Source organism: Terrabacter aerolatus, from assembly GCF_007991735.1.
Taxonomy (GTDB): Bacteria; Actinomycetota; Actinomycetes; order Actinomycetales; family Dermatophilaceae; genus Terrabacter; species Terrabacter aerolatus.
Genome location: NZ_BJYX01000040.1, coordinates 1 through 14,044, shown reverse-complemented (window position 1 = coordinate 14,044; position 14,044 = coordinate 1). Strand labels below are relative to the sequence as shown.

The window sequence follows — 14,044 nt, the reverse complement described above, 5'->3', positions numbered from 1 at the left end:
GCGCGCAGAACGTCTTTCTATGCCGCCGAGCGCGCTTATCGCGGACTATCGAGCCGAGCGATCGCACGAAGAAGCCCGACGATGTGGTCGGCCTCGTGCCATATGGACACGTACTCGTCAGGGTCGCTTGTTAGGCACTCCCGCACAGACGCGGCGTCGTCCACCACGGACCCCATGTCGAGCTTCGGTTCGCGGTCCAGGACCGTGGCTTCACTGAAAGGGACGTTCCAGTAGGGATCTTCGGGGAAGCGCAAATCCGCGCCGAACCGCTCCTCGGTAGCGTCGAGCAGGCGCGTCAGCGCGCTGCGGAGCTCGGCGACAGAGATGTCTGGCGTGTCCATGTGCGTACCTTCCCACTGTCACGTGCGCAGCAGCCGTGTCACCGCGGTTGGAGCGTCCGCTATTGCCGCATTCAGATCGGATCTTCGTCCCACCACGGTTCGGTCACGACGATCTGGAAAGAAGAGCCGAGGGCCTCCCGCGTCCGGCGCAGGAGAGCGACCCCCTCACGCAACCACTCAGCGTCACCGCTCCCGGGGAGTGGCACTTTCTCCTCCGCGTACTGGCCGTTCCAGACCGCGAGGCGCTCGACGAGCCGATCGGGCAGGCCAAGCACCGCCAGATCGGCCGCCTTGCCGTCCTCGGTCCACAAAGGACCAGCGCCGTAGTCGGGCCAGAACTCCAGCTGCGTCATGTGCCCGATTGTGCAACGTCAAGAACGCGCCCGCCGGCGGCAACGTCCTCATCTGGCTCCCTTCTGTGTCAAGAGGCCTGGTGCAGCGGAGTCGTAGGCTTGGTGGTGGCGGGTCCGGGAAGTGACTTGTCCGAAGAGCCGGTCGCGGGCTGTGAGCCGGTCGCGCTGGAGTCAGAGTCGTTGCCCGAGTGTCCTCCCGGGCCCGTCACTGCGTGCCGGGTCAGGTCATCAAGCAGGGCCCGATAGCGATGTCGGACAGGCGTCGTTTGAGGCAACGCATCGCCTCGTTCGGGGTCTTTCCGGTGGCGACCTTCCGGTCGTAGTAGGCCCGGCCGTCGGTGGTCCTGGTGCGCAGCTGGACGGTGGCCATGATGTGCAGGACCCGGTTGATCTTGCGGTTCCCGCCGCGGGACAGACGGTGGCGCACGTTGTCCCCGGAGGAGGCGTCGATCGGGGCGGTACCGGTCCAGGACGCGAAGTGCGCCCGGTCCGGGAACCGGGTGATGTCGCCGACCTCGGCCAGCAACCGCGCCGCGCCCGAGGGACCGATGCCGTGCAGGCCGAGCAGGGTGGTGTCGACGTCGGCCAGCAGCGCCAGCAGCTCCTTGTTCGCGGCCTTCTTACGGGCATAGATCCGCTCGAGGTCCACGACCAGCTCCATCGCGACGCGCTTGCGGGTCTTGCCGACGACGTCCCGCGGACGCACCGACGCGAGCAACCGGCGGGCCTGGGCTGCGGACAGGTCACGCTTCGCGCCGCCCGGAATCAGTTCCAGCACAAGGGCATGCAGCTGGTTGACCTTGTACGTGTGCTCCTCACCGATGGCGCGGCGGCGGTCGACCAGGATCCGCAGCACCTCCCGCTGGGCGTCGCGGACCACGGGCCGCAGCCCGGTCATCCGGGTCCCGACGAGCGCGACCGAGTGCGCGTCCGTGGCGTCGGTCTTGCGGCCCTGACCGGTCGCGAACACCCGCGCCCGAGCGGACAGCTTCGGTGGGACGTCGACGACGTGCTCGCCGGCGGCGATGAGACGGTTCGCGACGTGCCGCCCGATCCCGTTGCAGCCCTCCACGGCCCAGGTCCGCTCCGGCCAGCCCCGGACCGCGTCGAGCATCGCGGCGAACCCCTCGACGTCGGTGGCGAACCGGCCGCCACCGAGCACGGTCTCGTCCGCCGTCATCACCTCGATCGTGACGCTGCGTTTGTGCGGGTCCATGCCGATCACGACCGGACCTTCCTTGACGTTCACCACGCCTCTCCCTTCACCTCGAACCAGCTAGTTGGTCGAGCGCGGAGGGCACCGCTACTTCCGGCAGCGCATTCCCTTCTTCAGCCTCTCCGGCCCTGCGGTGCCCGGGCCGGCGCATGCCAAATGAGAGTCACGACCCGAAGGAAGGACAGCCGCTGATGCGAGCGACCAACCCGGACACCTGAACCGAGCCTGCGCAGGCACCGGTCCTACCGTCAATGAAACAAGTAGCCGCGTTGCGGAGGAGCACGCGTCGTGAGGGCCTCCCAGCCATCGAGGCTCGCCAGCAGCGGACCTGCTCGAATACCTGAGTTCGTCGGGGAGTTGTCCTCTTCCTGATCTGGGGGTCCGCCTCGCGGGACCCGGCTGGGTCAGGTGTGCCAGCGGACCGGGCGGGCTCGGATGGGCGGGTCGTCCGGCGTCGTGGGGGCTTGGTGGACGCGGACGTTGACGGGGACGGCTGTTGTGGAGGGGGTGCGCAGCCGGTCGTAGGCGGCTCGCCGGGCTGGGTCGCGCAGCACCGCGTAGGCGGTCAGCACCTGCTGCACGGTTTCGGCTGCTTGGTCTGGCTCGCCGCTGGCTCGGGGGGCGTCGGTGCCGTGGGTGTCCGGGTGGTGCCGGCGGAGCAGTGCGCGGTAGGCGCGCCGTAGCTGGGTCGGCGTGGCGCTCGGGGTGAGTCCCAGGACGGCGTAGAGGTCGCTGGGTGTCGTCCTCATGATTTCGTGGCGTCCTCGAGGGGGGTGGTCGGTGGGCTGGTGTTGCCGGTGGGAGGGTGTGGTCCCGGCCGGAGCGGCTAGGACCAACCCCTCCCCTGGTATGGACGACTGCGTTGCCGGCCCCCTCAGGTGTGTGTGCCGTGCGGGCACGGGCGTCGCAAGTTCTGCCGTCAGACGCTCAGGGTGAAACGTGCGGGCGAGCAACGCAGTCACGTCCGAAGCGGTGCTTCACGTCTGGCCATCACCTGCCCTTCTTGTCGTGTCGTGGCTTTCGAGTGGTATGTGGCCTCATCGCCGAGGGTCGGCCGGGGGCGATCGTTGCCGGCTCCACTCCCCGTCGCCCGGATTCCGGGGCCGGCTTGGCGGCGCAGCGGGGCGGGCGCTCGTTGGTCGCGGTGCCCCTCGATGAGGTCGCCTGGCTGCCTGGCCTGCGACTGGCTGGGCCGGTGGGGGTTTCGGCCATTCGGCGGCCACGATCGCCTCGAACTCGGCCCGCAGCAGATCCTCGTCGGCGCAGAGCAGCTCGAGGAAGAGTTCGCTCGTGCCAGGGGCGTAGTCCACGCGGTCGGCGGGCGAAGTCCGGGTCGCGGGCATGTCACTCACCCACCTTTCTCAGGCGTCGATGGAGCGCCGATCCTCACCGTTGCTGGTGATGGAGATCTTGCGCGGCTTCGCCTGCTCGGCGACGGGGACCGCCAAGGAGAGCACCCCGCTGTCGTAGCTCGCCGTGATGTGCTGCGTGTCCAGGTTGTCGCCGAGGATCAGCTGACGGCTGAACACCCCTCGTGGGCGTTCTGCCGCGATGAGCTCGGCATCGCTGGCTCGAGCCGCGCGTTCGGCTTTGACGGTGACCACGTTGCGTTCGACGTCCACGTCGATCGAGTCCGGGTCGACGCCCGGCAGGTCGAACTCGACATGGAAGGTTTCACCGTCACGCCACGCGTCCATCGGCATGACCGACGGGCGGGCCAAGGTGCCGTTGGTGCCGAGAACCTGTTGGGTCAGGCGGTCCAGCTCACGGAAAGGGTCGGTGCGCATCAGCATCGTCTCCACCTCCATCGCTCGTCTTCTGATGCTCCTTGCCTCATCCACGATCGCCGGCCATGCCGTGCGTGCGATCTGTGGCATGCGCTATAGATTTTTTGTAGCACCGGTGGGACGCTGGTGCAAGAGGGCAACTGCCAGAAAGTTGCCGAAAGAAGGAGCGTGGTCGATGAGCGGGCCGGGACCGGCGAGCGACCAGGGCGTCTACGGGATCTCGACCGCCGCGGAGCTGGTCGGGATGGGCGCGCAGAACCTACGGCTCTACGAGGCCCGCGGTCTGTTGGAGCCCGATCGCACCGAGGGCGGCACGCGCCGCTACAGTGCCGACGATCTCGACCGGCTGCGCCGAATCAGCGACCTGCTCGGGGCCGGACTCAATCTGGCCGGTATCGCGATGGTGCTCGATCTCGAAGCCGAGAACACCGCACTACGAGCGCGTAGAAGGAGGACGACCGTGGCTGACCACCGCATCGACCCCACCGAGGAGATCCCCGAGGCCGACCTCCTCGAACAACGAATTCCGGTCGACCCCGACACCGCGCCCGACACCTCCGCCGCCGTCCTCCTCGACGCCCCGACAGACCTCGTAAACGAGGCGGACCAGCTCGAACAGCAGGCGGAAGTGCCGGACGAGCCCGAGGACGACTACCCACACCAGTGACGGACGCCCCCTAGACCAACCTCGGCCCTGTCACGCGAGTTGAGAACGGGCCCTCCGACCATGCCGCCGATAGGCGGTCCCACGTCAACCTCTCCATCGATCCATGATGTGCAACTATCCCAACGTGAATGACGACAGCCCGTCCGGAGGCCACGGGCCGGGAGCGGTCGCGAATGGAGACCAACCAGCTTGGGACACGACCGTCGGACCGGGCGGGATCGGCTACCTGATTGAGGCCCTGCCCTCTGGGGTCATCGGTTGGCAATACGACCAGGCACTGAACTCCGAATACGGCCTGCCCGTGGCACTGGCAGGTGCTGTCTGGAACTTAGGCGGACGAATCGTGTTCGGGTTCGGCTGGCAGTTGACGGTCTCTCGGCCCGGCACGAGATGGCCGTACAGGCGGAAGGTTGTTGCCAGACGACGCCTACGCAGCAAGGTTGACGCGATCAAGGAACTACCTGTTGTCGTCGAGGCGGTACACGGCGTGGGCCCGAAGGCGTTCGAACGTCGGGATGACGGTTTGGCCGCTCCGCGCCATGCCCCGATTACCGGACATACCGCGGATCGAGTAGACGCACTTCCCGCCGCCGTGCGGGACGCGTGTCAGCGCTTGCCGTCTGCGCCCCTACAGGCGACTTCTCCATCTAGTGCCGAGGCGAATGTTCTGCCAAAGGATGAGTCGACCCACCAGCACGAGCGCGACGGCAACCATGACAGGTGCCCACCTGGATCCCTCGCCGAGACCGAAGATCGCAGAAGACGCGCACAGTGCAAGAAGGCCCTGAAGGAACACCCAACTCGCCTTGTCGCGCGGTCTGACGGCACGATCGCGGAGGTCCAGCATCGCAATCCATGCGCCGACTCGGCGAAGGCGTGATGCAACGGTCGACATGCGCCCAGACTCTCACATCGGTGCAGCTGGCCGCCCTGTCATGCCGCTCGTCGGACGACGTCCGACCATGCCGCTGAGCGGTCGTGCCGATGAGCGCACTGGGTGCTCCACGTGTGATGGGATCGAGGCATGAGCCAGCGAGGGCTTTCCAGTCTGTTGTCGGAGGATGAGTTCCTGGTCTGCTACGACTACGGCATGGGCGGGCTGTGGGGCGTTCTCATCGCCCCCTCGCAGGTTGCGATCCGGGCGAAGTACCCCGACCTGATGATCGCCGACTGGCTCCCCACATGGATGGACGAGGCCGAACTAGCCACCAAGCGCGAAACGCCCCTGTGGCTGGACGACGAGCCGCCGCAGGGACTGTTGAGTGCCCTTGTCGCGGACCAGAACCGCGATGGGGCCCGTCAGGATCGAAGGCCCGTGGCATGCGACCGGATTACGATGAACTGCGACGACGCCTTCCGTGGAGAGGGTGACGAAGGGTATCCGCAGTGGCCGCCAGTAACCGGATCTGCCTGAAGCGTCCTCCGTCCCGCCTCGTGGTCGCTGCCGAAGCCTGACTTACTCGCCTTCCTTGCCCGACTGGTATCCGTGGCCGGCGCCCTTGTCCATCCCAGCGGAGACCAACGCCGCAGGGCCCTAGCCCTGTGCCCTGGGGTGCCTTCCCTCGAGCCCCGCCGGCTGCCGGACTCTCGCTCCACACGTCTGGCACCAAGGTGGCCGCGGACTCCCGCGGGTGCCCCGTGGCCCGGGTTCGCTGCGGGTGACGATGTCGATTCGCAGGATGACGCTGGGCTCGGGGTACCGCTACCTCATGGCCTCCGTTGCCCGGGGCGATGCCGGGGGACTGACGTCGTCGCCGCTGGCGGCGTATTACAGCGAACCGGGCACTCCTCCGGGCCGTTTTGTGGGGTCTGGGCTCTCCGGCCTCGACGGCGGGCGTGGCATCGTTTCGGGGTCGACGGTCAGTGAGGAGCATCTGTGGCGGATGCTCGGGATGCTGCAGGATCCGGTTACCGGGCACTCGCTGGGCCGGGCCCCGGGGGCCGAGCGGGCGGCATACGTCGACGCGTTGAAGCGGGAGCGGAAGGCGCCACAGACGGTGGCGGGGTTCGACCTGACGTTCAGCGCACCGAAGTCGGTGTCGGTGGCCTGGGGGCTGGCTGACGAGGAGACTCGGCGGCGCATTTATGCCGCGCACATAGCCGCGACGGAGTTCGTCATCGGCTACGCGGAGCGGAACGTGTTCGCCACCCGGACGGGTCGTGGCGGTGTGGTGTCGGAGGACGTTCGTGGTGTCATGGCGGCTGCGTTCGACCACTGGGACTCGCGCGCTGGCGACCCGCAGCTGCACACCCATGTTGTGGTTTTCAACCGGGTGCAGGCGGTGTCGGACGGCCGGTGGCGGACGCTGGACAGCAAGGCGCTCTTCCGGGCGTCGGTGGGTTTGTCGGAGCTCTACAACGGTGTGCTTGCGGACCTCGTGACCCGGGATCTGGGGTACGGCTGGGATCCCGAGCGGCGACGCCACTCACCGGTGGAGAAGTGGGAGGTCGCCGGGGTGGGGGAGGCGTTGCGGGCGGAGTTCTCGCAGCGCACCACCGAGATCGACGCCGCGAAGGACCTGCTGGTCGCGGACTTCGTCAACGCCCACGGGAGGCAGCCGACGCCGCGTGAGGTGCTGCAGATGCGTCAGCGCGCGACGTTGGAGACGCGTCCGCCCAAGGAGCTGAAGGCCCTCGGAGAGCTGGCCAGGCACTGGCGGGCGAGGGCCCAGCCGTTCGTGGGGGACGCCGCCCAGGCGTGGGCCGCGACCCTTGCTGGGCGCAACGACCTGCCGCTGCTGTGGGCAGGGGACCTGGCCGAGGCGATGCTCGAGGAAGCCGCTCGGGTGTCGCTCGAGATCGTGTCGGGCAAGCGCTCGACGTTCACCCGGGCCAACGTGTTCGCCGAGGCGCTGCGCCAGATCCAGGGCGTCCGGTTTGCGTCACCGGACGAGAGGACCGTGGTGGCGGAGCGGATCACGGCGCTCGGGATCGGCCAGGCGGTTGCGTTGACTCCGCCGGACCTGGGTTACGTCCCGGACGAGCTGCGGCGCCCGGACGGGTCCTCACGGTTTCGTCCGCGCGACTCAGAGCTCTTCACGACCCAGGCCCTGGTCGACGCGGAGGAGCGGCTTCTCGCTGCCGGCCGTGCAGTCGACGGGCCGGCCGTGGACGAGGCCAATGCCGCTGCCGTGCGCACCGTCGATCTGCCGGGACGTGACCATCCGCTGTCGGCCGAACAGGCCTCTGCCGTATGCCGCGTGGCCGCGTCCGGACGCGTGCTCGACGTGCTCGTGGGTCCGGCTGGCGCAGGGAAGTCAACCGCGATGGCAGGTATCCGAGCGGTGTGGGAGTCACAGCACGGGCCGGGGTCCGTGGTGGGGCTCGCCCCGTCGGCGGCGGCCGCGGAGGTGCTGTCCGAGGCGGTCGGGGTGCCTACGGAGAACACCACGAAGTGGCTCGCGGAGGCAGCACGTCAGCCGGCTCGTCTCGTCGAGTTGGACGGGCTGCGCGCGGCGTTGGATCGCGCAAGTCCGACACTGCGGACCCGCACGCTGATGCGCCGAGCGCGCCAACTTTCCGACGACATCGACCGGTGGCGGCTGCGCCCGGGGCAGCTCGTGATCGTCGACGAGGCGTCCATGTCCGGCACGTTCGAGCTCGACTCGCTGACGGCATATGCCCGCACCGCCGGCGCGAAGGTGCTCCTTGTCGGGGACTGGGCGCAGCTGTCCCCGGTCGCGGCCGGTGGTGCGTTCAAGCTGGTCGTGACCGACCGGGGTGATGCGCCCGAGTTGCTTGATGTGCGCCGGTTCCGGCACGAGTGGGAGCGCGATGCCTCGCTCAGGCTGCGGCTCGGGGCCAAGGGTGTCGCGGGGGAGTACGTCCGGCAGGGCAGGGTCCGCGGTGGCGACCGCGAGTCGATGCTCGACGAGCTCTTCGCCAACTGGACCGACGACGTCTCGGCTGGCCGGCGCTCGCTCATGGTCGCCGCCGACACTGCCACCGTTGCCGACCTGAACCGCAGGGCGCGCGCGTACGCGGTTGCTGAAGGACGGGTGGCAGAAAGCGGGGTCACCGTTGGCGACGGGTCCGTGATCGGCGTCGGGGATCTCGTCGTGACGCGCCAGAACCAGCGCGACCTCGGCTCGTCGGGCTGGGTCAAGAACGGCGATCAGTGGGTCGTCACCCGGGTTGGACGTGATGGTTCCTTGCGCTTGCGGCGCGATTCCGGTGGGGGAGTGGCCCATCTCCAGGCCGAATACATCTCTGCCCACGTGGAACTCGGCTACGCCACGACGGCGCACCGTGCCCAAGGACGGACCGTCGACACGACCCACGCGTTCGTCACGGCCACGACGATGCGCGAGCCTCTGTATGTGATGGCCACGCGTGGTCGGGAGTGCAACATGCTCTACGTCGACACGGCATACGACCCCGACGCATCGAGCTCCCACGAAGCACCTGCAACCGTTGACCCGACGATCCTTCTCGAACAGGTGCTGGTGCGATCGGGCGACGATCTGAGCGCCACCGAGACGAGAGCCCGGGAGCAGGCGCACCACAACAATCCTGCTCGACTCGCCGCCGAAGGCGCCGCAATCACAACCGCGACGCGTGCCCGTCTGCGGCACATGGAGTCAGAAGGCCGGGCGGCGGTCCGGGAGGTTAGGGGGTCTGCGTTCAGGCCGAGCCTGCTGCTTCCTCTTAAGACGGTGCCGCGCGATTCTGCGCGCTGGCAGTCGATCATTACGCATGGCCCCGACCGAGGGGTCTGAGTCGGGGCATGCCGGCGTGCGCAGGATAGTGAGCAGCCTGGCTTGCCGAGCCGGCTCCGATGTTGGGCACGGGATCCGCTGTCGAAAAAGGAGGCGGAAAACGATTCCCGGGCTAGAGCATGGGTGGGAGTATTGCCCTCGACCGGTGCGACGAACGTATGTCACGGCTACGGCCTCCGCAGGCCAACGCTGAGGGACCGACGCGTACAAGGGCCGCAACGTCATTAAGGGCGTCTTCAACATCCTCAAGCAGTGGCGCGGCCTGGCGACCAGGTACGACAAAGCTCGCCCTGACCTCCCGCGGCGGCGTCGTTCTCGGAGCGATAGTGGCTCGGCTACACGAACTGGGAGACACGCCCTAGTGCGCGACAGGTAACCGGAGTCCGAGGCGTCGGACCTGTCTGCCTCAGCGGCGTTGCTACGGAGAGGCCGTGGACGTTTCGCGACGACATCCAGTGACGCGCCGACGCCTGCGCAGGGTGGCCTCGGGACGGCTAGGGAACTTGTCGCCCCAGTCATCGTTGCTTGAGTTTCTGAAGACGGGTTGTGAAGCAGCAGAACGCCCCGCCTTCAGTGCGGTGGTGGGGCGCCTCAGAACCGTTCGTTGGTGCGACGTGCGCTAAGTTCCGCGCGCGCCGGTAAAGCGTTGGACGGTAACGCGTTGGTCAGCACCGCCGCCCATACGATCGGCGGCGAACCGCGGCTGAGGCACAGCGGGCGGCGGACGCGAAGGCCGCCGCAGCGAAGGTGAAGGTGGACGCGCCGCCAGGGACAAGGCTGCCGCCCCCACGAAGTTCAAGGCCCCAACGCCGGTGTACATCGCCCCGGAACCGAGCACCTACGCCAACTGCTCCGCCGTCAGGGCCGCGGGAGGCGCCCCCATCTACGCGGGACAGCCCGGGTACTCGCAAAAGTTCGACCGTGACGGCGACGGCATCGCTATGAGTGACACCCGGCCCAACTAGCGCGCACTCAGGAGTGACTACGCAGCCGCGCATGCCTCAACATGTCCGGGCGACATCCACGTTCCCGGCAGGGTGACAACTGCATGCTGATCCGCTGGGTCGTTCTCTACACGGTACCCATTGAAAGGTTCGATTGGTGCGTTCCGTCGGTCAGGGGGCCCTGCCGAGGACCACCCCCCCGTTTGCGGGCTCCAGGGCGGCGCAGAAGGTACTAGACGCGCACGACACAGAACGTAGGCCGGTCGTGCCGTTGGTTTGGGTGGGTGCCGTCCAAACGGTCCCGTCGAAGGTGACAACGTTTCCGAGGTTGTCCACGGCGGCGCAGAAGGTGCTCGACGGACACGACACTGAAGATAGGGTGTTTCTGCCGTCGATACTGGTGGGCCCCGTCCACGTGGTGCCGTTGAAGATGACCACGTTCCCGTACGCGTCCACGGCGGCGCAGAAGGTGCTGGACGGGCACGACACCGAGGACAGCCCGTAGCCCTTGCTTTCGATATTGGTGGGTGGCGCCCACGTATCGCCGTTGAAGGTCACTACGTTCCCATAGTCGCTTAGAGCGGCGCAGAAGGTGCTCGACGGGCACGACACCGAGACCACGATCCCACCGGCCCCGATAGTCATGGGGGCGGTCCAGGTGGTGCCATTGAAGGTGACGACGCGCCCGTACTCGTCGACGGCGGCGCAGAAGGTGCTCGACGGACACGACACCGAGTCCAGGCCGATCGTGCCGTCGATGTTGGTGGGCGCCGTCCACGTGGTGCCGTTGAAGGTGACCACGTTCCCATAGCCGTCGACTGCGGCGCAGAAGGTGCTCGACGGGCACGACACCGAGAGGAGGCGGCCGGGGCTGTTGTCGACGTGGGTGGGTGCCGTCCAGGTTGTGCCGCTGAAGATGACCACGTTCCCGTACTCGTCCACGGCGGCGCAGAAGGTGCTGGACGGGCACGACACCGAGTCCGGGTAGCCCTCGGCGATACTGGTGGGTGCCGTCCAGGTAGTGCCGTTCAAGGTGAGCACGTTCCCGCTGGTGTCGACGCCGACGCAGAAGGTGCTGGACGGGCACGACACCGAGTGGAGAACCTTCCCGCCGTCGATCGGGGTGGGTGCCGTCCACGTGGTGCCGTTAAAGGTGACCACCTGCCCGTCCCAGTCAGCTGCGGAGCAGAAGGTGATCGACGGACACGACACCGAATATAGGCCGATTGTGCCGTCGATACTCGTGGGCGCCGACCACGTCGTGCCGTTGAAGATGACCCCGTCCCCGCCATTGTCCACGGCGACGCAGAAGGTGATCGACGGACACGACACCGAGTCCAGGCCGGTCGTGCCGTCGATACTCGTGGGCGCCGACCACGTGGTGCCGTTGAAGATGACCCCGTCCCCGCCATTGTCCACGGCGACGCAGAAGGTGATCGACGGACACGACACCGAGACCAAGGTGTGCGGGTACGTGCCGATGTCCACGTGAGTAGGTGCCGTCCACGTGGTGCCGTTGAAGATGACCGCGCCGCCGCCGTCGACGGCGACGCAGAAGGTGCTCGAGGCACACGACACAGATGACAGCCCCCGGGGGTCGACGTTGGTAGAGGCGGTCCAGGTCGACCCGTTGAAACGGGTGACGTTCCCTGCGTGGCCGTCGACGGCGACGCAGAACGTGCTGGACGGGCACGACACCGAGGATAGGGACGTGCCATAGATCTGGGTGGGTGCCGTCCAGGTGGCGCCGTTGAAGGTGACCACGTTCCCAGAACCGGTCACGGCGGCGCAGAAGGTGGTCGACGGGCACGACACCGAGTTCATCTGCATGGAGGGGTCGATGAGGGCAGGGGGTGCCCAAGCAAGTTGGCCCGGGATGCGGCCGGTGCTCGGGGGTGTAGTGGTCCAAACCCTTATTCCCACGGTGGTGTTGGCGGTGTGTCCGTTGCTGTCGCTGAACGCAACAGTCGCTACGAAATTGCCGGGGGTGGTGGGGGTTCCGGTGATGGTGTTGCCGGTTCTAATCAGGCCGGGTGGCAGGCCGGTGGTTGTCCAGGTGCCGTTGCGGTCGTCGGCGGTGGTCAGGTTGGCGGTGTAGGGAATGCCGGTTTGGGCGTCGGGCAGGTTCGTGCTGGTGATGATCGGCGCGCTGCTTGTCAGACCGGCAGCGCTGTCGTAGCTGGCGAGCGTTTTGGGTCCGTAGAGGGTCCCGTTGTAGAGGGTGAGGCTGCCGGGTGAGCCCTTCACCAGACAGGCTGGGCAAGCGGAGAGGGTGGCGTCGACCTTGCCGGTGAGGCTGGCGATCGGGTGGGTCAGCGGTCTGTACGCCGCAGTCACCGATGGCGTGATGGAGCCCTTGATGCCGGACAGACCGTCGAGAGTGACGGTGGCGCCGATGCTGGCCGACAGGGTCGCGGTGACGCCCGTGTCCGAGGTCAGCTGGAGGGGCTGGGCCTTGGGGTAGCAGTACGCGGTGCGGTACTCGGCGCCGTTGGACCACCGGTACTCCACGCGGCAGCGGTAGGTAAGGCTCATGGTGGCGGCGATCTTCCCGGTGACGTCCAAGCTGATGGAGGGTCGGGCCAGGATGACGACAGCGCCGAGGTCGCCGGCGGGCAGGACCCGTTTGATGGTCGGGAAGCCGTAGGTGCAGTGTGCGGCGCCGGAGATGCTGACACCGGCGGACAGGGTCAGGGACGCGTCGAGGTCGGCTTGGAACAGGGAGAGGCCGCCGGAGCCGACGTAGACGCCGCCGCCGCCGAAGAGCGGGTGCTTCCACAGCGCGGTCACTGCCGGGGTGACGGTCGGGGTGGCGTTGAGGGCGGTCGCGGTCGCGGTGACCGAGCCGTCGCAGGTCAGTCCCGTGCTGGCCGCGGCGGCCGTCGTCCGGCGTGCCATCGACGACTTGGCGCCGGCCGGGGCTGCCACCGGGGAGGCGGAGCTCTGGGAGAGGTCTGGGGTGACGGCGTGCAGGATGCCTTCGGCGTAGGCGTCGTCGAGGGTGCCGGGGGTCAGGGGGACCGTGAGGCTGCCATCGGGGTTGGTGGTGGGGGTGCCGGCGATGCCGATGGCCCCGGACGGGATTGTCGGAATAGGGGCCAGGACGAGGACGTCTCCGGCGGTCACGGTGGTCGCGACGAGGGTGGCAGAGGTGACCGCGCCGCTGGTCGGATCGAGCGTCACGGTGGTGATGTGTGTGGCGGGGACCTGGTGGGTGGCCCCGTCTGGGGTGGCGAAGGCGCAGGTGGCGTCGTGGCAGGCGCCGGGCAGCGCCGCCGGGACGGCTAGCGTCAGCGTGGCTGTCCCGGTCTGCCCCGCGGTGTCGGTGACGGTAGCCGTGACGTGCCAGGTGCCGGTGAAGGTGGGTATACCGGTGATCGCGCCGCCGGGGTCGATGCTCAGGCCGGGGGGTAGCCCGGTCGCGGACCAGGTGTACGGCGCGGTCCCGTTGGAGGCGGTCAGCGTGGCCAGGTAGTCGGCGCCGTCAATTCCAGTGGGCAACGTCGTCGTGACCACCGTCGGCTGTGACGCCGATGTCCCGGTGAGGTAGTAGCCGGCGACGTCCGCGATCAGCTGGGTCGAGCCGCCGCTGTTGTTCGTCAGGGCGACCTTCCCCGTCGAACCGACCTTGACCACGACGAGGTTCGGGATGGTCTGCCCCGCGGTGAAGTTCAGGTTCGACGCCGTGGGCATGCTTGTGCCGTCCGGGTAGGCCGTGAGGTTCCCGACGCTCGTCGGCGCCGTCACCGTCACGTTCAGCACGACCGCGGACACCCCCGAGGACGGGACCCCGCCGCGTCCGGTCACCTGCAGGTGCACCGTCCCGTGCGCCGCGACCGGACCGGTCGCCCCCAGGCTGCTGCGCGTGTCCAGCACCCGCGCGGGCGACACCGACACGAACGCCCCGGCAGCCGACGGTGTCCCGGCCAGGTAGTAGCCGGCGACGTCCGCGATCAGCTGGGTCGAGCCGCCGCTGTTGTTCGTCAGGGCGACCTTCCCCGTCGAACCGACCTTGACC

11 protein-coding genes and 1 pseudogene are annotated in these 14,044 nt (G+C 68.1%); 6 read left to right on the top strand and 6 right to left on the bottom strand.

Annotated features, from left to right (window positions below; genetic code table 11):
• Positions 1 to 35: 35 nt before the first annotated feature.
• The 5 genes from TAE01_RS19875 to TAE01_RS19855 all read right to left on the bottom strand — a co-directional run bounded on the left by TAE01_RS19875 (position 36) and on the right by TAE01_RS19855 (position 3,703).
• Positions 36 to 341: a hypothetical protein gene (locus tag TAE01_RS19875; protein WP_147068544.1), complete on the bottom strand. Its 306-nt coding sequence runs from the start codon at positions 339 to 341 to the stop codon at positions 36 to 38.
• 71 nt (positions 342 to 412) lie between these two features.
• Entirely contained in the window at positions 413 to 694 is a 282-nt protein-coding gene (locus TAE01_RS19870; protein ID WP_147068543.1) for an immunity protein CdiI family protein, read from the bottom strand.
• 220 nt (positions 695 to 914) lie between these two features.
• Positions 915 to 1,946 (bottom strand): IS110 family RNA-guided transposase, encoded by a 1,032-nt coding sequence (locus TAE01_RS19865; protein ID WP_246111473.1) that lies wholly within the window; start codon positions 1,944 to 1,946, stop codon positions 915 to 917.
• 368 nt (positions 1,947 to 2,314) lie between these two features.
• Entirely contained in the window at positions 2,315 to 2,659 is a 345-nt protein-coding gene (locus TAE01_RS19860) for a J domain-containing protein (protein WP_147068542.1), read from the bottom strand.
• 612 nt (positions 2,660 to 3,271) lie between these two features.
• Positions 3,272 to 3,703 carry an Hsp20/alpha crystallin family protein gene (locus TAE01_RS19855; RefSeq protein ID WP_147068545.1) on the bottom strand — a complete coding sequence of 144 codons (432 nt, stop codon included), beginning with the start codon at positions 3,701 to 3,703 and terminating at the stop codon, positions 3,272 to 3,274.
• 169 nt (positions 3,704 to 3,872) lie between these two features.
• Between TAE01_RS19855 and TAE01_RS20755 the strand changes: the two genes are divergently transcribed.
• The 6 genes and pseudogenes from TAE01_RS20755 to TAE01_RS19830 all read left to right on the top strand — a co-directional run bounded on the left by TAE01_RS20755 (position 3,873) and on the right by TAE01_RS19830 (position 10,047).
• Complete coding sequence (locus tag TAE01_RS20755) at positions 3,873 to 4,364, top strand: Rv3202a family protein (protein ID WP_222594194.1); 492 nt, start codon at positions 3,873 to 3,875, stop codon at positions 4,362 to 4,364.
• Positions 4,365 to 4,488: 124 nt separating this feature from the next.
• A complete protein-coding gene (locus tag TAE01_RS19845; protein ID WP_147068541.1) occupies positions 4,489 to 5,244 on the top strand; it encodes a hypothetical protein in 756 nt (251 codons plus the stop codon).
• A 144-nt stretch (positions 5,245 to 5,388) separates the two neighbouring features.
• On the top strand, positions 5,389 to 5,778 hold the full coding sequence (locus TAE01_RS19840) for a hypothetical protein (protein WP_147068540.1): 390 nt from the start codon (positions 5,389 to 5,391) through the stop codon (positions 5,776 to 5,778).
• Positions 5,779 to 6,028: 250 nt separating this feature from the next.
• Entirely contained in the window at positions 6,029 to 9,082 is a 3,054-nt protein-coding gene (gene mobF, locus TAE01_RS19835) for a MobF family relaxase (protein ID WP_281289331.1), read from the top strand.
• Positions 9,083 to 9,284: 202 nt separating this feature from the next.
• Positions 9,285 to 9,444, top strand: a pseudogene (locus tag TAE01_RS21015) (IS5/IS1182 family transposase); the annotation flags it as partial.
• 450 nt (positions 9,445 to 9,894) lie between these two features.
• A complete protein-coding gene (locus TAE01_RS19830) occupies positions 9,895 to 10,047 on the top strand; it encodes an excalibur calcium-binding domain-containing protein (RefSeq protein ID WP_222594193.1) in 153 nt (50 codons plus the stop codon).
• A 150-nt stretch (positions 10,048 to 10,197) separates the two neighbouring features.
• On the opposite strand, the gene TAE01_RS19825 is transcribed toward TAE01_RS19830, so the two are convergent.
• Positions 10,198 to 13,542 (bottom strand): putative Ig domain-containing protein, encoded by a 3,345-nt coding sequence (locus TAE01_RS19825; RefSeq protein ID WP_147068538.1) that lies wholly within the window; start codon positions 13,540 to 13,542, stop codon positions 10,198 to 10,200.
• Positions 13,543 to 14,044: the final 502 nt, after the last annotated feature.